Annotated in this window: 10 protein-coding genes; 6 read left to right on the plus strand and 4 right to left on the minus strand. The window is 72.6% G+C overall.

From position 1 onward, the window contains the following. Positions 1-17: 17 nt before the first annotated feature. The 4 genes from WMF31_RS26240 to treY all read right to left on the minus strand — a co-directional run bounded on the left by WMF31_RS26240 (position 18) and on the right by treY (position 8,857). Positions 18-2,705 carry a hybrid sensor histidine kinase/response regulator gene (locus tag WMF31_RS26240; RefSeq protein ID WP_436604564.1) on the minus strand — a complete coding sequence of 896 codons (2,688 nt, stop codon included), beginning with the start codon at positions 2,703-2,705 and terminating at the stop codon, positions 18-20. A gap of 232 nt (positions 2,706-2,937) precedes the next feature. Further along, the gene (tsaA, locus tag WMF31_RS26245) at positions 2,938-3,738 is read right to left on the minus strand and encodes a tRNA (N6-threonylcarbamoyladenosine(37)-N6)-methyltransferase TrmO (RefSeq protein ID WP_436604565.1); all 801 of its coding nucleotides are present in this window, start codon (positions 3,736-3,738) and stop codon (positions 2,938-2,940) included. A 96-nt stretch (positions 3,739-3,834) separates the two neighbouring features. After that, a complete protein-coding gene (treZ, locus tag WMF31_RS26250; RefSeq protein ID WP_436604566.1) occupies positions 3,835-5,670 on the minus strand; it encodes a malto-oligosyltrehalose trehalohydrolase in 1,836 nt (611 codons plus the stop codon). Position 5,671: 1 nt separating this feature from the next. After that, complete coding sequence (gene treY / locus WMF31_RS26255) at positions 5,672-8,857, minus strand: malto-oligosyltrehalose synthase (protein WP_436604567.1); 3,186 nt, start codon at positions 8,855-8,857, stop codon at positions 5,672-5,674. Positions 8,858-9,334: 477 nt separating this feature from the next. On the opposite strand from treY, the gene WMF31_RS26260 reads away from it, so the two are divergent. The 6 genes from WMF31_RS26260 to sbnB all read left to right on the plus strand — a co-directional run bounded on the left by WMF31_RS26260 (position 9,335) and on the right by sbnB (position 17,929). Then, positions 9,335-10,396 carry a sigma 54-interacting transcriptional regulator gene (locus WMF31_RS26260; RefSeq protein ID WP_436604568.1) on the plus strand — a complete coding sequence of 354 codons (1,062 nt, stop codon included), beginning with the start codon at positions 9,335-9,337 and terminating at the stop codon, positions 10,394-10,396. A 129-nt stretch (positions 10,397-10,525) separates the two neighbouring features. Continuing rightward, positions 10,526-12,499: a carbamoyltransferase C-terminal domain-containing protein gene (locus WMF31_RS26265; RefSeq protein WP_436604569.1), complete on the plus strand. Its 1,974-nt coding sequence runs from the start codon at positions 10,526-10,528 to the stop codon at positions 12,497-12,499. A gap of 78 nt (positions 12,500-12,577) precedes the next feature. Next, a complete protein-coding gene (locus WMF31_RS26270; protein WP_436604570.1) occupies positions 12,578-13,849 on the plus strand; it encodes an acyl-CoA dehydrogenase family protein in 1,272 nt (423 codons plus the stop codon). Next, the gene (locus WMF31_RS26275) at positions 13,843-15,915 is read left to right on the plus strand and encodes a carbamoyltransferase family protein (protein ID WP_436604571.1); all 2,073 of its coding nucleotides are present in this window, start codon (positions 13,843-13,845) and stop codon (positions 15,913-15,915) included. The genes WMF31_RS26270 and WMF31_RS26275 overlap by 7 nt, the downstream gene beginning before the upstream one ends. Before the next feature lie 43 nt (positions 15,916-15,958). After that, the gene (sbnA, locus tag WMF31_RS26280) at positions 15,959-16,924 is read left to right on the plus strand and encodes a 2,3-diaminopropionate biosynthesis protein SbnA (protein ID WP_436604572.1); all 966 of its coding nucleotides are present in this window, start codon (positions 15,959-15,961) and stop codon (positions 16,922-16,924) included. 3 nt (positions 16,925-16,927) lie between these two features. After that, complete coding sequence (sbnB, locus tag WMF31_RS26285; RefSeq protein WP_436604573.1) at positions 16,928-17,929, plus strand: 2,3-diaminopropionate biosynthesis protein SbnB; 1,002 nt, start codon at positions 16,928-16,930, stop codon at positions 17,927-17,929. The last annotated feature ends 11 nt before the right edge of the window (positions 17,930-17,940 follow it).

The following is a 17,940-nucleotide window of genomic DNA, read 5'->3' on the forward strand; positions in this document are numbered from 1 at the left end:
AACGGGCCCCGCTCGCCTCACGCCCGTGTCGTGAACGAGGCGAGGAGCTTCTGGAGCGAGCGCGGATCGATGGGCTTGATGAAATGCATGTCGAAGCCGGCCTCCCGCACCCGGCGCTGATCCTCCTCCTGGCCGTAACCGGTCAAGGCGATCATGAGCGACGGGGAGAGCCCCAGATTCCCCTTCAGGGCGCGCGCCACGCCATATCCATCCATCCCGCCGGGGAGGCCGATGTCACACAGGATGACCTCCGGCCGGAACGAGCAGGCCGCCTCCACCCCAGCGGCCCCGGACAGGGCCACCTGTACCCGGTAACCGTGCATGGTGAGCAGCGCCTGCAGGCTCTCCGCGGCGTCCTCGTTGTCCTCGATGATCAGGATGCGCAGCGACCGCTCCCTCGGGCACGCGGGCGCCGCCGGGCGCCCGGTCGACGGCTCGATCCCGCGCGTCAGCGGCAGGTGGAGGCGCACCTCGGTCCCGTGGCCGACGCCCGCGCTCTCGGCCGAGACCGCGCCGCCGTGGAGCTCGACGAGGCCCTTCACGAGCGAGAGGCCCAGCCCGAGCCCGCCCCGGCTGCGCTCCAGGCTGCGATCGGCCTGGCTGAACGGCTCGAACACGCGCGTCAGCATCGCCGGATCCATGCCGATGCCCGTGTCGCGGACGCGGATCACGGCGGACCCCTCCGGGGTCGCCGACAGGCTGACCGCCACCCGGCCGCCGGCGTCGGTGAACTTGTTGGCGTTGTGCAGCACGTTGCTGATGACCTGCGACAGGCGCGTGGGATCGCCGTGGACCCACAGCGGCTCGTCCGGGAGCGCGACCTCGAGCCCGATCCCGCTCGCCTCCAGCGTGCTGCGGTAGTCCTCGGCCGTCTGCCGGACGAGCTGCGCGAGGTCGCAGCGCTCCTTGCGGAGCTGGATCCGGCCGCGGGCGACCCGGGAAACGTCGAGCAGATCGTCCACCAGCCGCGCCATGTGCGAGACCTGCCGCTCGATCACGCCGCACGCCCGCGTGAGCGACGGCTGCTGCGCCCCGAGGAGCTGCAGGATCTCGACCGCGTTGCAGATGGGCCCGAGCGGGTTGCGCAGCTCGTGGGCGAGCATCGCCAGGAACTCGTCCTTGCGCTGGTCCGCCTCCTTCAGCGTCGCCTCCGCGCACTTCTGATCATGGATGTCCGTGCACGTGCCGTACCACCGCACGATCTGCCCCGACGGCCCGCGGACCGGCAGCGCGCGGCACAGGTACCAGCGGTGCCCGCGGGCGGCGGGGAACCCGAAGCGGTGCTCGCTCTCGTAGGGCTCGCCGGTCGCGACCGAGCGGCGCCACGCGTCCGCGGCCCGCTGGAGATCGTCCTCGTGCAGGAAGGCGAGCCAGCCATCGCCGGTCGTCTCGCCCTCCTTCGCGCCGGCGAGCTCGTACCACCTGCGGTTGTAGTAATCGACGGCGCCGTCCGGGCGGGCCGTCCAGACGATCTGCGGCATGGCGTCCGCGAGCTGCCGGAAATTCGCCTCGCTCTCGCGGAGCGCGTCGTCGACGCGCTTCCTCTCGGTGATGTCGTGGGCGATGCTGATGACGAGCCGCCGGCCCGACGCGTCCTTTCCCAGCGGCGCCGCGCGGAAGAGCCACGTGCGGAGCTCGCCGCGCGCCGTGGTGACCGCGTGCTCGGTCTCGCTCGAGGCGCCCTCCAGCGCAAAGAGGGACTCCACCCCCGGGCGGACGGCATCCCGCTGCGCCCCGTGCGCCCGGTCGAGCCACGCCGCGATCGTGGGGATCTCGTCGCGGGTGTAGCCGCTGAGCTCCGTCCACGCGTGGTTGACGCTGATGACCTCGCCGTCGTCGGCGTGGATCATGATGGGGAACGGCGTCGCCATCACGGCGCGGCGGAAGCGCTCCTCGCTCTGGCGGAGGCTCTCCTCGGTGCGCTTGCGGACGGTGACGTCGCGCGCGGTCTGCAGGACCAGCCGCCGGGGCTCGACCCCCTCGACGAGCTGCATCCGGGACTCGATGGCGAGCGTCCGGCCGTCGCGGGCCGTGTGCAAGAGCTCGCCCTCCCAGCACCCGTCGCGCTCGAGCGTCGCCCGGACCTCCGCGAGCGGCTCCGGGAAGACCGTGGACAGGAGCTCATGGCTCCGTCGCCCGAGGGCCTCCTGCTCCGAGAAGCCATAGAGCCGCTGCGCGGAGGTGCTGAAATAGACGATCCCGCCCCCGAACTCCCACGCGAACGCCGCCTCGCTGACCTGCTCCAGGAGCGCGTTCTTCCAGCGCTGCACGTCCTCGCCCAGCCACCGCGCCCCCTCCTCGGCCCGCTTCCGGTCGTCGATGTCGGTGGTCGTGCCGAGCCAGCGGACCGTCTGGCCGCCGCCGTCCCGGATGGGCTCCGCCCTGCCGAGGAACCAGCGGTAGACGCCGTCATGCCGCCGCAGGCGGACCTCCAGCTCGAACGCCGCGCCCGCCTCGAGGGCGGCCCGCCACGCCGCGGCGTGACGATCCGCGTCGTCCGGGTGCAGGACCGCGGTGAGGCCCGCGCCCACCTGCTCCGCCGTGAGGCCGGTGTACTCGCGAAAGCGGCCGTTGACGTAATCGCACGCGCCGTCGCCGCGGGCGGTCCAGACCAGCTGGGGGATGCTCTCGGCGAGCCGGTGGAACTGCGGATCCATCCCGCGCTCCCCCGCGTCACATCCGCAGATCGAGCAGGTCACGTCCATCGCGCTTACCACGAAAGCTCAGCGCTCGCACCGGACGGCGCCGCCGGGTCCGCCCGGTGATGGCCTTCCCCACGGAAGTCGGGCCGAGAGGCGAACCGCCATGACGCCAAGGGCGCCAAGAAACCAGGGAAGTAGAAGGGGAAGATGGAGGGACAACCGTTCCCCTCTCTCTTGGCGTCGCTGGCGCCATGGCGGTTCTTCTCCTGATCCGGGGCGACCTCCCGCAGTCGTGCTAGCCGCGGCCGAACTTCTCCACGAACGACCGGTGCGCTGCGAGCTCGGGCCCCTCTCCGCTCCACAGCTCCTTCTCGCGGTAGCCGGTCGCCACGGAGAGCACCTCGATGCGCCGTCCGTCGGCCCGGAACCGCACCCGCCACGAGGTCACGGCGAGGCGCATGGCGTCGCCGTCGGGCCGGATGCGCCGGTAGGGGTGCGGCTGCGGCCCGAGCGCGAGCACCTGGTCCACCCGCTCCCGCAGCGCGACGCCGTGCGCCGAGAGGAGCCACGCGGCCTGCTCGGCGGCCCGCTCGGCCCAGACCACCTCGAAGCCGGGCTCCGGATCCGCCGGCGCCTCGCCCGGCGCGAGCGGCGCGACCCAGCCCGTGCGCGCGTGCGGGTAGGCGTCCGCGTACGGCACGTACGGCTTCAGATCGAGCACCGGGGTCCCGTCGATCATGTCCACGCCGCCGACGCGCAACGAGAGCCCGTCCACCGCGAGGAGCTTGACCACGCTGAGGCCGATCGGGTTCGGGCGGTGCGGCGAGCGCGTCGACAGCACGCCGCGCCGCTTGCCGGCGCTGCGGGGCGGCAGCACCTTCGGGCGCCAGCCCTCGTTGAGGTGGAACCAGAAGACCACCCAGAGGTAGTCCCACCCCTCGATGTCGCAGAGCGCGTGCTCCAGCCCGCGGCCGGGGACGAGCTCGATCGTGCCCTCCGCGCCGGCCGCGGCGTGCGGCTGGCGCGGCGCGCTCACCCGGTCGGGGAACGGGGTGCGCACCACGCCGATGGGCGTGAACGTGACGGGCTTCAGCATCGCGCCGGAACTCGAAAAAGAACAGAACAGATACAGAGCGGCGAGGACAGGGAGGAAAGGAGAGCGGGTGCGTGAGCGCGCGCAGGATAGCGCGCGTCACGCGCGGCGCACCTCGAGGATCAGCGCCGCCGGGCCCTCGATGTCCACGCGGCCGCGCTCGAGCGGCGCGCCGGCCGACGACGCCGCGCCGCCGAACCGCGGCTCCTCGCTGAACGCGAGCACCCGCGCGTCCGCGCCGCCGAGGTCCAGGGAGAGCGCGCCCCGGAGCGCGACGAGCACGACCACCGCGGCCTCGCCGCCGCGGCGCTCGATGCGGATCGCGTCGGGCGAGAGCGCCTCGACCGAGAAATCGCGGCGCGCGCGGCCCTTCATCGCCGGGTGCGCGGCGCGCAGGGCGAGCAGCGCGCGGTACCACGCGAGCACGCCGGCGTGCTCCGGCCGCTCCCGCTCGCCAAAGGAGAGCTTCGAGCGCTGGAAGGTGGCCGGGTCCTGCGGATCCGGCACCTCCGCGCCGCCGAATGACGTGAAGTACCGGAACTCCCGGCGGCGGCCCTCGGTCACCAGCCGGCCGAGCTCGGGGTGATGATCCGTGAAGTACTGGAACGGCGTCCGCGCGTTCCACTCCTGGCCCATGAACAGGAGCGGCGTGTACGGCGTGACCAGCAGGAGCGCCGACATCGCGCGGAAGGCCGCCGGGCTCACCCGCTCGCCGAGCCGGTCGCCGAGCGCGCGGTTGCCGATCTGGTCGTGGTTCTGGATGCAGTGCACGAAGCGCGGCGGCGGCACCGGCTCGGCCGGCGTCCCGCGCGGCTTGCCCGCGTGCCGGGAGACCTGCCCCTCGTAGAGCCACCCCTTGCGGATCGTCGCCGCGATGTCCTCGGCCGTGCCCCGGTGATCCTCGAAGTAGCCGTCGCGATCCCCGGCGAAGCAGACGCGCAGCTCGTGGTGGAAATCGTCGGCCCACACGGCGTCGAGGCCGTGCCCGCCCTGCTCCACCGGCGTCACGAGGCGCGCGTCGTTCTGGCTGTCCTCCGCGATCACCACGACGCGCCGGCCCGCGCCGGCCGCGCGCGCGCGCTCGGCGATCTCCCGGAGGATGTGCGGCTCGGTGTCGTCGAGGATCGCGTGGGTCGCGTCGAGGCGCAGGCCGTCGATGTGGTAGTCGCGGATCCACATCTCGGCGTTCGTGATGGCGAGCGCGCGCACCTGCTCGGCGCCCTCGCCGTCGTAGTTCACCGCCTCGCCCCACGGCGTCGTGTGCCGCTCGGTGAAGTAGCGCCTCGCGTAGGCGCGGAGGTAGTTCCCGTCGGGGCCGAGGTGGTTGTAAACGCAGTCGAGGATCACGCCGAGGCCCGCGCCGTGGGCCGCGTCGACCAGGCGGCGGAGGCCCGCCGGGCCGCCGTAGCTCGCGGCGGGCGCGAAGAGGTCGACGCCGTCGTACCCCCACCCGCGCGCGCCCGGGAAGCTCGCGACCGGCATGAGCTCGATCGCCGTGACGCCGAGCGCCCGGAGCTCGCCGAGCCGCCCGATGAGCGCGTCGAACGTCCCCTCCGGGGTCGCCGTGCCCACGTGCACCTCGTAGATCACGAGGTCCTCGAGCGCGACGCCCCCCCACCCCGCGTCGGTCCACGCGAACGATGGGTCGTCGACCGCCGACGGGCCGTGGACGCCGCGCGGCTGCGCGCGGGAGTACGGGTCCGGGAACGGCCCCTCGCCGTCGAGCCGCACCTTGTAGAGCGCGCCGGCGCCGAGGCCCGGCGCGGTCGCCTCGAAGTAGCCGCCGCCCTCGGGGCGCGCCTCGATCGCGCCCGTGATCGCCTGTCCGTCCTCGCCGTAGGTGACGATCTCCACCCGCTCGTGATCGGGCGCCCAGACGCGGAAGCGGACCGCGCCGCCCTCGATCCACGCGCCCATCCTGCGAAACGCGCTCATGTCACTGACCTCGCTTTGGCGCCCCGAGCAGCAGGGCGACCGGGAAATCGACGAGCACGCGGTCGAGCGGGAGCAGCGCTCCCTCCGCCTGCTCGTCTGCCGCGCCGCGCGGCGCGGGCGCCGCCTCGATCTTCGCGCCGGTGAAGAGATCCGTGTAGAGGCCGGGCTCCACCTCGACGGCGCTGCCCGCCCACACCCGCCCGACCGGCGGGGCGCAGGCGCCGCCGAGCAGCCGCGCGGTGAGCCGGGGCGCGACCACGACGACCGAGCGGCCGTCCGCCTGGCCGCGGCGCGCGAAGGCGACCGCGTGGGCCTCGCGCTCGCCGACCACGCGGAGCGGCACGTAGGCGCCGTCGACCCCGAAGAGCGCCGGGTGCCGCCGGCGTAGCTCGAGCGCCACGTGCGTGACGAGGAGCTTGATGCGGCCGTCCGGTGCCCCGGCGCAGAGCTCGCGCGCGAGCGCGGCGTCGCCGCCGCTCCACCGCGCGCGGAGCGCCGTGAGCGCCTCCTCGCGCGCCGCGAAGTCGACGGCGCGGCGGTTGTCGGGGTCGACCAGGCTGAAGTCCCACACCTCGTTGCCCTGGTAGATGTCGGGCACGCCCGGCGACGTGAGCTTCAGCAGCGTCTGCGAGAGCGAGGCCCACATGCCGTGGTGCGCGACCACGCGCGCGAGCGGCAGGAGCGCCCCCAGGACCTCCGCGGACGCGAGCGCCTTGCGCACGAACGCCTCGACCGCGGCGTCGTACTCGGGCTGGGCGTCGACCCAGGAGGTGTTCACCTTCGCCTCCTTCGTGGCCTTGCGCATGTAGTCCACGAGGCGGCCCGTGTAGGCCGCGAGCGCGTCGCCGTCGGGCGCGCGGGGGACGGGCGGACCCAGCAGCGACTCGATCGGCAGGCTGCCGAGCAGCGTCTGGTAGAAGAAGTACTCCTCGTTGGGGTCCGGCGCGAGGCGGCCCTCCACCTCGACCTTGAGCGGCGCCGCCGCGGCGGCCGCGCGGCGGAGCGCCTCCTCCCAGGCCGACGGCAGCTCCGAGAGCACGCTGATCCGCGCCCGCACGTCCTCGCTCCGCTTCGTGTCGTGCGTCGACGTCGCGAGCATCGAGTACGGCCACGTCTTGTGCCGCAGCACGTTGCCGCGGTGGAACGCGAGCGCGCTCGCGCCGTAGCGCTCGGGCTCGCCCCCGACCTCGTTCAGCGACACGAGCCGGTTGTAGATGTAAAACGACGTGTCCTCGAGCCCCTTGGCCATCACCGGCCCGGTGAGCTGCTGGAACTTCATCACGAACTCGCAGAAGTGGTGCCGGTCCTCCTCGCGGAAGAGATCCGCGCCGTCGAGCATCAGGACCGAGCGCACGAACGTGAAGATCGACGCCTCCATCGTCGGGTTGCGCCGGCGCGCGAGGGCCACGGCGCGGCCGATCGCGACCCGGTCGTGATCCGAGATGTCGGGCGTCCGCTCGTTGATGTACGTGCGGTAAACAGGGAAGCAGGCGATGACCTCGCGCAGGGCGTCGTTGAGCGAGCCGAGCGTGAAGTCGCGGAAGCGGCGGTCGCGCTCGGTCAGGCGGTTCAGGGCGTGCGTGAGCACGTTGAGCTCGCTCGCCAGGGACGTCCGCAGGATCACCTTCTTCTTCTCGTAGACCAGCGCCTCGAAATCCATCCGGCCGCCGGTGAAGCGCTCGTAGATCTCGGTCATCGCCCCCTCGCTCGAGGGGTCGACGAGGAGCTCGCCCACCGCGGCGGCGAAGTCGTAGCCGCTCGTGCCGTGGATGGGCCACACCTCGGGCAGCGTCTCGCCGCGGGCGAGGATCTTCTCGACGACCACGTAGAGCGGCCGCGCGAGCGGCGAGCCCGGCTCGGCCGCGCGCTCCGCGATCGCCGCGCGGATCGCCGGCTCCAGCTTGGCGAAGCGGGCGGCCAGCGACGGGCGCCTCCGCGCCTCGCGCGCGCTGATCGGCGGCTCCTGCTCGCCGGCGGCCTCCGCGAGGAAGCGCTGGCGGCAGCGCTCGACGAGGTAGCCCCGCTGGAGCTCCTCGAAGTAGCCGATCGGGTCCCAGAGGCCGTCGGGGTGATCGATGCGCAGCCCCGTGACCTGGCCCCGCTCGCAGAGCTCGAAGACGAGCCGGTGCGCCTCGCTGAACACCGGCCGGTGCTCCATCCGGATGGCCGCGAGGTCGTTGATGTCGAAGAACCTGCGGTAGTTGATCTCCTCGGCGGCCGTGCGCCAGAAGCTCAGGCGGTAGGCCTGCTCCTCGAGCAGCGCCTCGAGCGCGTCGAAGCTCCGCGGCTCGCCCACCTTGCCGTTGATGCGCTCGACCCCCTCGGCCACCGCGGCCGCGATCTCGGGCGCGTCCTGGACGAGCGCGGCGAGGCGCCGCTTCAGGATCTGCTTCTCGCGCCGGCGCTCGATCACCTTGGCCCGCTGCGTCTCCGTCCGCGGCGGCAGGTTGCGGAGCCCGGTCAGGATGCTCTGCAGCTCGAGGAGCGCGTCGTGCTCGTCGCCGAGCTCGGCGACGAGCACGGGCACGAGCGGACCGATGATCATCCCGTACGTCCGCGGGTTCACCGGGAAGCTATGGTCGAAGTAGCGGAGGACGAAGGCGCCGTTCTCGAGCTCGATCCTGAGCTCGCCGCGCTCGAGCACGCGCCCGTAGTGATCGCCGAGCACCGGGAGCAGCACCTTGTGCCGGAGCTCCGTCTTGAGGGGCGTCCAGTCGATGTCGAAGTACGGCGCGTGGAGCGAGCTCGGGCCGTTCTCGAGGACGTCGCTCCACCACAGGTTCTCGGCGGTGCCGACGCCCATGTGGTTGGGCACGAAGTCGAGCAGGAGGCCCATGCCGTGCTGCGCGAGCTCGCCCGTGAGCCGGTCGAGATCCTCGCGGGCGCCGATCGCGGGGTTCAGCGCGTTGTGGTCCACGAGATCGTAGCCGTGCATGCTCTCGGGGTGCGCCTTGAAGAAGGGCGACGTGTACAGGTCGCTGACGCCGAGCGCGTCGAGGTAGCCGACCACGCGCCGCGCCTGCTCGAAGGTGAACTCCCGGTTGAGCTGCACGCGGTACGTGGCGCGCGGCAGCCGCGGCGAAGCGCCGCTGCACGCGGCCTCGACGAGCCGCGCCGCCGTCGCCCGCTGGCCGGCGGCGTCCGCCTGGCCGCCTGTCTTCTGATGTTCGTCCGACGTTCCGGTCATCCCTCGCGTCCCTCCGCGGCAGAATCTACTTCGAACACGGCGCCGACCAGGAAAGGATCCGCCAGGAGCCTCGGCGCTTCCGGCCGCTCCCGAGCGTGATTTGAAGAAATATCCTGAAGCGCGGAGGGGATCGCGGCGGGGAGCTGGGCCGAGCGCGGAGGAGGGCCGGCGCGGGGGCGCGCGAGCGGCCCTGCGTGAGCGCGCGTGAGCGAGATCGCGATCGAGGAGGAGCGCGGCGCCGCGATCGCGATCGCGATCGCGGCGCGCAAGCGGCCTTCCCCTGGCGGGCGCCCGGCCCGGACCGCCCGCCCTCCTCTGCCATCTTGCCATCCTCCTTCATCGCACTTGATAGGCGCTCATATTCACCCTTGAGCGGCCGGCGGCGCCTCGGGTGAAGGCGATATCGTGGCTGCGGCCCCGCCCGGGCGGGCGGAGGCAGACAACGCTTTCGCGATTCATGATCAGGAGAACCATTCGATGGACACTTCTTGGAGGTTCATCGCGCGCTCCGAGGCCCGTTGCAGGGCGCTCGAGCTCGCGAAGAAGGCCGCGGCCGCGGACTGCTCCGTGCTGATCGTCGGGCCGACCGGCGCGGGCAAGGACATCCTCGCGCGCGACATTCACCAGCACAGCAGGCGCGCGAAGCAGCGGGTCCTCACGGTCAACTGCGCGGCCCTGACGCCGACGCTGTTCGAGAGCGAGCTGTTCGGCCACGTGCGCGGCGCCTACACGGGCGCGACCGCCTCGAGGCCCGGATTCGTGGAGCTCGCCGCCGGCGGCAGCCTGTTCCTCGACGAGATCGGGGAGCTCCCGGCCGAGGCGCAGGCGAAGCTCCTGCGCTTCCTCGCGGACGGCTCGTTCTGGCCCGTGGGCGGCAGCCAGGAGAAGAGCGCCGACGTCCGCATCCTCGCCGCCACGAACCGCGATCTCGCCGCGGGGCTCGACAGGACGTTTCGGGCCGACCTGTTCTTCCGGCTGAGCGTGCTCACGATCGTCGTGCCGCCGCCCACGCGGGAGGATCTGCGCAGCCTCGCGCGGGTGCTCGCCCTGGAGATCGCCGAGCGCTACCGGGCGCCGATCGCCGCGCGCGAGGCGAGCGACCTCGGCGAGCTGGCGAGCAACACCGTTTACCGGGGCAACGTCCGCGAGCTCCGCAATGCCGTGGAGCGATATTTCCTGGTGCGGAGTCCGGATCGGACCGTCGAGGAGAGCTGGAAGGCCGCGTGCGCGCTCGACCTGCTCGCGCAGCAAGGCCTCCGCGGCCAGGGCTCCGAGGCCCGCTTCCAGGACGACGCGCAGGCGCTCGAGAGCCTCGACGACCTCCTGTTCCTGCGGTGCGTCAGGGAGACGAGGAGCGCGCGCGAGCTGTCGCGGCGAATGAACCGGTCGTTGCCGTACGTCTACAGCCGCCTCGCAAAGCTCGGCATCAAGCCGAAGGACCTCCAGAGATCCGACATCATCGAGAGCGCCTCGGCGAAAATTCGCGCGTCACTGGCCCCTCATCGCTCCATGTTTCTCCAGATTTTAAACGAATCCTAAGAAAACGATCACCCTCCGTTCAACGTCGCGGGCGGATTGACTTCGCCCGTTCGATGGAACGGCGCTTGCGATTGCGGTCGCGCGCCGCGGGACGGCCGTCGTCCCCGATAGGAAGGATGGAGGGAGCGCATGCTGACTCTGGGCCTCGCCGGAGGCTTGGATCCTGTCTACGACTGCCGTTACGACGCGCCGCAATACTTCACGTATGACGCGGCGGCCGTGCTGGTCGAGGACGGGCAGGTCGTGGCCGCGATCGAGGAAGAGCGGTTGAACCGCGTCCGCCGGACGAACAAGTTCCCGTTCGACGCGTTGCGCGCCTGCCTGAGGCAGCGGGGCGTCTCGCTCGGGGACGTGGACCGCATCGCCTATTACTCGGGCGAGGAGGTGGCCAATCTGCTCGTCGGGCGCCTCCGCCAGGCGTTCCCGGAGCTCGCCGGCATCCCGGACGCGCGCGGCCTCCTGCGCGCGGCCATCCAGCGGGAGATGCGGTGCGAGCTCGATCCGGCGCGGATCGTCTTCGTGCCGCACGGCGTGACGCACGCCGTGAGCGCCGCCGCGATGTCGGGCTTCGAGCAGGCGCTCGTCTACGTGATCGACAACGAGGGCGGGGTCTTCACGGCGACCTCCGACGAGGGGTGCCGGTCGTGCCTCACGCCGCGCGCGGAGCTCTCACCGGAGAAGTCGCTCGGCGAGCTGTGTCATCGCACGATCCGGGCCCTCGGATACAGCCCCTTCGAGGAGGCCGAGGCGATGGAGCTCGCCCCCCACGGCGATCCGGCCGCGCGCCGCGACGCGATGCGCGGGGTGTACACGCTCCTCCCCGACGGCGACTACGAGCTCGCCTTCCAGAACCTCGCGGGCGCGCTCTCCGGGGTGCCGGGCAGGCTGCGCGGCGAGCCGGTGGAGCAGGCGCACAGGGACGTGATCGCCGCGCTGGAAGAGGCGATCTCCGAGATCGTGCTGCACGTCCTGCGCCACCACCGCACGAGGAGCGGGCTCCGGCGGCTGTGCCTCGCGGGCGGGGGCGCGCAGATCTGCGCCGTCAACTCGCGGATCCTCGCGAGCGGCCTGTTCGACGAGGTGTTCGTCCAGCCCGCGGCGCACGACGCCGGCTGCGCGCTCGGCGCCGCGCTCCACGCGAGCGACGCGCCGCCGCGCCGCGCGCCGCTCGATCACGTGGCCTTCGGGACCGACCTCGGCACCGCCGACACCGTGCTCCCGGCGCTCCGGCGCTGGGGCGCGTTCGTGGCCGCGGAGCGGTCGGCGGAGCCGGCCCGGGAGGCGGCCGGGCTCGTCGCGGCGGGGTCCGCCGTGGGGTGGGCCAACGGGCGCTCGGAGCTGGGGCTCGTCGCGCTCGGGCGCCGCGTGATCGTCGCGGATCCGCGGGACGAGCGGCGGCGCGCGGCGCTGAACGCGCTGAAGCGGCGCGCGCCGCACCGGCCGCTCTCGGTCGCGATGCTCGCGGAGGACGCGAGGGAGCTCCTGGTGCTGCCCTGCCCGGCCGAGCAGCTCCGCTGGAAGAGCTTCGCGCTCCGCGCCCGGCGGGAGCGGCGCGAGGCGCTCGCGGCGGCGCTGCACGCGGACGGCACGGTGCGCGCGCGGGTCGTGCTGGAGCAGGCGGATCCCCGGCTGTTCGCGCTGCTCTCCGCGTTCAAGGCGCTCACCGGGGTCGGCGCGCTGCTCACGACGTCGCTCGATCACGGCGCGGAGCCGCCCGCCGAGACCGTCGACGACGTGGTCGCGCTGCTGCTCACGAGCGACCTCGAGGTCGCGTTCGTGGGCGACGTGCTCGTCCGCAAGCGGAGCGCGTCGCTCGAGGACCGGCTCCGGATGGCGGTCGAGCTCCCGCGCTCGACCCAGGTGTGCCGCGCGCGCGGGTGGATCGACGGCGCGCGGGTCGGCGACGCGTGGGAGCTGCGGACGAGCCACGATCGCGGGCTCCGCCGCAAGATCTCCGGCGCCGCGTACGACGTGCTGGCGCAGGCCGACGGCGCGCGCTCGATCGCGGCGCTCTGCGGCGGCGCCGGGGCCGACGTCGCGGACGAGCTCTGGGCGCTCTGGACCGAGCGGCTCGTGCGGCTCTGGCCCGCCGAGCGGCCGTGAGGCGCGCCCGCCACCCGGACGGATCCGCGCGGCCGCGCGGGCGAACGACACGAGGGATGAGGAGAGGAGAAGAGCGCGGTGAGCTCGGATGAACTGAAAAGGAGCGCCGGGCGCCAGAGGCGCCCCGGGCTCGACCTCGATCGGCAAACGGAGCTCGCGGCCGGCGCGCTGAAGGAGGCGCTCGCGGCGCGGGATCTCCCGGCCTTCTACCGGGCGTTCCGGTCGACGGATCTGCCGTTCCTCGGGCTCGTCTACGAGGGAGACGCGGCCGGGCTGTTCCGCGCGTGCGCGCACGTGCTGCACCGGCTCGGGGGCCTCTCCCCGGCCGTCGCGCTCGCGGTCGAGAACCACTTCTACGTGAGCTCGGCGATCGCCACGTTCCCCATCGGCGACGACGCGCGGCTCGACGCGCGGCGCCGGGCCCTGCTCGCCGAGCTCGTCGAGGGGCGCCTGCTCGTCGCCAACACGAACTCCCGGGTCCACACCGACCGCGTGGGCGCGGTGGGGACGAGGGCCCGCAAGACCGCCGGCGGGTACGTGGTGAGCGGCGCCGCGTCGTACACGTCGCTCGCGACCGAGGGAGATCTCCTGATCTTCACGACCGCGCTCGAGGAGGGCGCGCCCGCGGTCTTCCTGACGCGGCCGCGGGGCAACCCGGCCGTGGAGATCGGAGACTACCTGTTCCCGGACGCGATGATCGACTCCGACACGCGGCGCATCGTGTTCCACGACCTCTTCGTCCCGGAGGAGGACCTCCTGCTCGGCGGGCAGAGCCCGAGCGTGATGGAGCTCCTCCTGTTCGAGATGGTGTGGCACCAGGCGCTGATCCCCGCGCTCTACCTCGGGGCGGCGGCCGCGGCGATCGAGGAGGCGCGGCGGTTTCTGCGCGCGGTGCGCGCGCGGGAAGGCGCGCCGCTCGCCGAGCTCGACGGCATGATCGTCGACGTCGGGCGCCTCGTGATCCGGTATCGCGCCGCGAGCGCGGCGGTCCGCGAGGCGGGCGAGGCGATGGGGACCATCCGGAGCGCGCGGGACCGCGCGGAGCGGCTCCCCCGGCTCTTCGAGCTCGCCGGGGCCGCGAAATACGTGGGGACGCGGTGCGCCGAGGAGACCGTCGCGGCGGCGCGCGGCATCGTCGGCGCGCGCGCGTTCGCGGGCGACAACCCGATTGAGCGCCTGAGCAAGGAGGTCGTCTTCGGCCCGCTCGGGCCGGAGGTGAACGCCGCCATCGAGCGCGCCCACGGGCGGCGAGCGCTCGGAGAGGGCGTGTTCGAGGGCGCGGCGTCGTCGCCGTGGCTCGACGGCGCGATCGGCGCGACCGGCGCGACCGGCAAGGAGGAGACATGCTGACGCTCGGGCTTTCCGGCGGGTTGAGCTTCGCCCACGAGGAGATGTACGACATCCCGAAGAACTTCACGCACGACGGCGCGGCCGTGCTCGTCGAGGACGGGGAGGTCGTCGCGGGCGTCGAGGAAGAGCGGCTGAACCGCATCAAGCACTCGAACAAGTTCCCGATCGAGGCGACGCGCTTCTGCCTCGCCCGGCGCGGGGTCGACATCGACCAGGTGGACCGCATCGCGTACTACGCGAGCGAGGAGTACTGCAATGCCCTGCTCGGGCGGGTGCGGCTCCTGACCGGGGGCGCGCTCCCCCGGGTCGACGCGCGCACGCTGCTCGCGGCGAAGCTCGGCGAGGGGCTGGGGCGCCGGATCGACCGCGACCGGATCGTCTTCGTCCCGCACCACCAGGCGCACGCGGCGAGCACGTACCTCCTGTCGGGCTATGACGACAGCCTGATCGTCGCGATCGACGGGTCCGGAGACTTCCTGTCCGGGCTCGTGGCCGTGGGCACGGGCGACAGGATCGAGGTCCTCTCCACGTTCCCCGAGGCGAAGTCGCTCGGCAACTTCTACGTCGCGGTCATCTCCCTGCTCGGCTACGGCGTGTTCGACGAGTACAAGGTGATGGGGCTCGCGCCCTACGGCGATCCCGCGCGGTACCGCGCGCAGATGAGCGCGCTCTACACGCTCTTGCCGGGCGGCGACTACGAGATCCACCGCGACCGCGTGGGCGCGCTCGCGCAGGGGATCGAGGTGCGCCGGAGGGGCGGCCCCTTCACCCAGCAGCACCGCGACGTCGCGGCGTCGCTCCAGGAGGCGCTCGAGACGATCGTGATGCACGTGCTCCGCCACCAGCGCGAGGTGACCGGGAAGAGCCGGCTCTGCCTCGCCGGGGGGGTCGCGCACAACTGCACGATGAACGGGAAGATCGCGTATTCGGGCCTGTTCGAGGGCGTGTTCGTGCAGCCGGCGGCGCACGACGCCGGCTGCGCGCTCGGGGCCGCGCTGCACGTCTGCCTCGCCGAGGGCGCGCTCGGGTCGCGGCGGCGGCTCACGCACGTGTTCTGGGGCAGCGACGTGGGCGAGGACGCCGAGATCGAGGCCGAGCTCTCCGCCTGGTCCCGCTTCCTGAGCCACGAGCGCGTCGAGGATCTCCCCGGGCGCGTCGCCGACATCCTGGCCTCCGGGGCCGCGGTCGGCTGGGCGCAGGGGGCGTCCGAGTTCGGCCCCCGCGCGCTCGGACACCGCAGCATCCTGGCCGATCCGCGGCCGGCCGCGAACAAGGACCTCATCAACGCGATGGTCAAGAAGCGCGAGGCGTACCGGCCGTTCGCCCCGTCCGTCCTCGAGGAGGACGCGCGCGAGTATTTCGAGCTCCCGCCCGGGCAGGACGGCTTCCCGTTCATGATCTTCGTGCTGAAGGTGCGCGAGGACCGGCGGGGCGTCCTCGGGGCGACGACGCACGTCGACGGCACGGCCCGCGTCCACACGGTGTCGCAGCAGGCGAACCCGCGGTTTCACGGCCTGCTCAAGGCGTTCAAGGACAGGACGGGCGTCCCGGCGCTGCTCAACACCTCGTTCAACAACAACGTGGAGCCGATCGTCGACTCCGCGCATGACGTGGTGACGAGCTTCCTGACGACGGGGCTCCATCACCTCGCGATCGGCGACTACATCGCAACGAAGCGCGACTTCACCTGGGAGGACGTCGCCACGCTCGCGCTCCACATCCCGAAGTACGTCCGCGTGGACCAGATCCGCCGCTTCGTCGCGATGGACCGCGCCGCCACGGTCTTCGAGCTCCGCAACACGTATGACGCCGGCCTGCGGGTGAGCGTGTCCCCGGACGTGGGCGAGGCGCTGATGCGCGCGGACGGCTCGCGCTCGATCCGCGCGCTGCTCGCGGAGGCCGGCGCGGACGAGCCCGCGCGCGCGCGGAAGGCGGTGGAGGAGATCGAGGGGCTCTGGTCGCAGCGGCTCGTGTCCCTGCGCCCGCTCGGGGCGCCGCGGGCGGCCGCGGAGGGCGACGGGCGCTGGTCGCAGCGGCTCGTGTCGCTGCCGCCGCTGGAGATGTGACGGGTGGACGCTTGGCGCTTGCTTTCGCGGTGGCGGATCTCGCATGGGTAAAGAACAGGACCTCCGGGCGCGGGCGGAGACGCTCGTCAGCATGCTCCGCGAGACGCCGGTCGTGAGGCTCGAGCACGAGCACGTCGATCTGTTCGTCAAGCTCGAGTACTGCAACGCCGTCGGGAGCATCAAGGACCGCCCCGCGCTCTTCATCCTGAAGAGGGCGATCGAGCGCGGCGAGATCGAGCCCGGCACCACGGTGGTGGAGTCGTCCTCGGGGAACTTCGCCATCGCGCTCGCCGCGTACGCGGGGCTCCTCGGGCTCGACTTCATCCCCGTGATCGATCCCCACGTCTCCACGGTGAACGAGCACGTGCTCCGCTCGCTCTGCGCCCGGGTGGTCAAGGTGGAAGAGCGGGACGACACCGGGGGTTTCCTCAAGACGCGGCTCGCCCGCGTGCAGTCGATCTGCGCCCGCCTCCCGAGGTCCTACTGGCCCAACCAGTACAGGAACCCCGACGGGATGATGGCGCACTTCCACACGACGGGACACGAGATCTGCCGGGCGTTCACGGAGCTCGATTTCGTGTTCGTCGGCGTGAGCTCGGCGGGGACGGTCGCGGGGCTCTCGCGGCGGCTCAAGGAGCACTTCCGCGGGATCAAGATCGTCGCGGTGGACGCCGAGGGCTCGGTCATCTTCGGCGGCCCCCCGCGGCCGCGGCGCATCCCGGGCATCGGCGCGGGCGTGGTGCCCGACCTGCTCCGGGAGGCGCTGATCGACGATGTCGTGATCGTGCCAGAGGTCGAGTCGATCGCCGCGTGCCGCGCCCTCCTCGACCGCCACCGGCTGCTCGCCGGCGGCTCCACGGGGACCGTCTACGCGGCGATCCAGCGTTACTTCGGCCGGGCGACCGGCCTCGCGCGGCCGAAGGTCCTGTTCCTCTGCGCGGACCGCGGCCTCCCTTATCTGGACACTATCTACAACCCCGACTGGGCGTCTCGGCACGCCGAGGGATGAACGATGCGGTTTGGCGTGGTTTCCGGCGGCGTGATCCGTCGCCTCATCGAAGGTGATCCCGAGACGTGCGTCAGGACGGTCGAGGACGTGTACCTCGCCGGCCACCGCGGAGAGGTGGTCTGTCCGAACAGCTATTTCCTCCGCTTCCCAGACCGGCCGGACGCGCGGATCATCGCGCTCCCCGCTCACCTCGGCGGCGATGACCCCGTGTCGGGCATCAAGTGGATCGCCAGCTACCCGGCGAACATCCAGCGAGGGATCCCCCGGGCCTCGGCGGTGATCGTCCTCAACCGCGCGGACGACGGGTACCCGTATGCGTGCCTCGAGGGCTCGATCATCTCGGCGGCGCGCACCGCGGCCTCGGCGGCCTCGGCCGCGGCGGCGCTCTCGGGGCGTCGGGCCGCGAGGACGCTGGGCGTCGTGGGGACGGGGCTCATCGCCCGGTACGTGGTCTCGTTCCTGACGCGGCTCGGCTGGGAGATCCCGGAGGTGCTGCTGTTCGACGCGAACCCCGCCGAGGCCGAGCGGTTCCGGTCGGCCTTCTGCGACCCGGCCCGGCACCGCGCGATCCGCGTGGCCGAGGACCTCGAGGCCGTGGTGCGGCGGAGCGATCTCCTCGTCTTCACGACCTCGGCCGGCGCGCCGCACGTCCACGACCCGGGCTGGTTCTCCCACGCGCCGGTCGTGCTGCACCTGTCGCTGCGCGACCTGTCGCCGAGCGTCGTGCGCGCGTCGTTCAACGTGGTGGACAGCGTGGAGCACGTGATGAGCGCCGGGACGTCGCTCCACCTCGCAGAGCAGGAGTCCGGTCATCGCGAGTTCGTCACCGGGACGCTCGCCGAGGTGCTGCTCGGGAAATGCGCCGTGCCGCGGACGAAGACCATCGTGTTCTCGCCGTTCGGGATGGGGACGCTCGATCTCGCCGTGGCGAGGTGGGTTTACGCGCGCGCCGAGGCGGCGGGCGACGTGGTGTGGATCGACGACTTCTTCGACATGACGCGCTGACGCGGTGACAC

Origin of the sequence: Sorangium sp. So ce1036, assembly GCF_051369805.1 — a bacterium.
GTDB lineage: Bacteria > Myxococcota_A > Polyangia > Polyangiales > Polyangiaceae > Sorangium > Sorangium cellulosum_F.

Coding starts and splice junctions, on each gene's coding strand:
- WMF31_RS26240 (WP_436604564.1), bottom strand. CDS start 2,705: ATGGACGTGACCTGCTCGATCTGCGGATGTGACGCGGGGGAGCGCGGG.
- tsaA (WP_436604565.1), bottom strand. CDS start 3,738: ATGCTGAAGCCCGTCACGTTCACGCCCATCGGCGTGGTGCGCACCCCG.
- treZ (WP_436604566.1), bottom strand. CDS start 5,670: ATGAGCGCGTTTCGCAGGATGGGCGCGTGGATCGAGGGCGGCGCGGTC.
- treY (WP_436604567.1), bottom strand. CDS start 8,857: ATGACCGGAACGTCGGACGAACATCAGAAGACAGGCGGCCAGGCGGAC.
- WMF31_RS26260 (WP_436604568.1), top strand. CDS start 9,335: ATGGACACTTCTTGGAGGTTCATCGCGCGCTCCGAGGCCCGTTGCAGG.
- WMF31_RS26265 (WP_436604569.1), top strand. CDS start 10,526: ATGCTGACTCTGGGCCTCGCCGGAGGCTTGGATCCTGTCTACGACTGC.
- WMF31_RS26275 (WP_436604571.1), top strand. CDS start 13,843: ATGCTGACGCTCGGGCTTTCCGGCGGGTTGAGCTTCGCCCACGAGGAG.
- sbnA (WP_436604572.1), top strand. CDS start 15,959: ATGGGTAAAGAACAGGACCTCCGGGCGCGGGCGGAGACGCTCGTCAGC.
- sbnB (WP_436604573.1), top strand. CDS start 16,928: ATGCGGTTTGGCGTGGTTTCCGGCGGCGTGATCCGTCGCCTCATCGAA.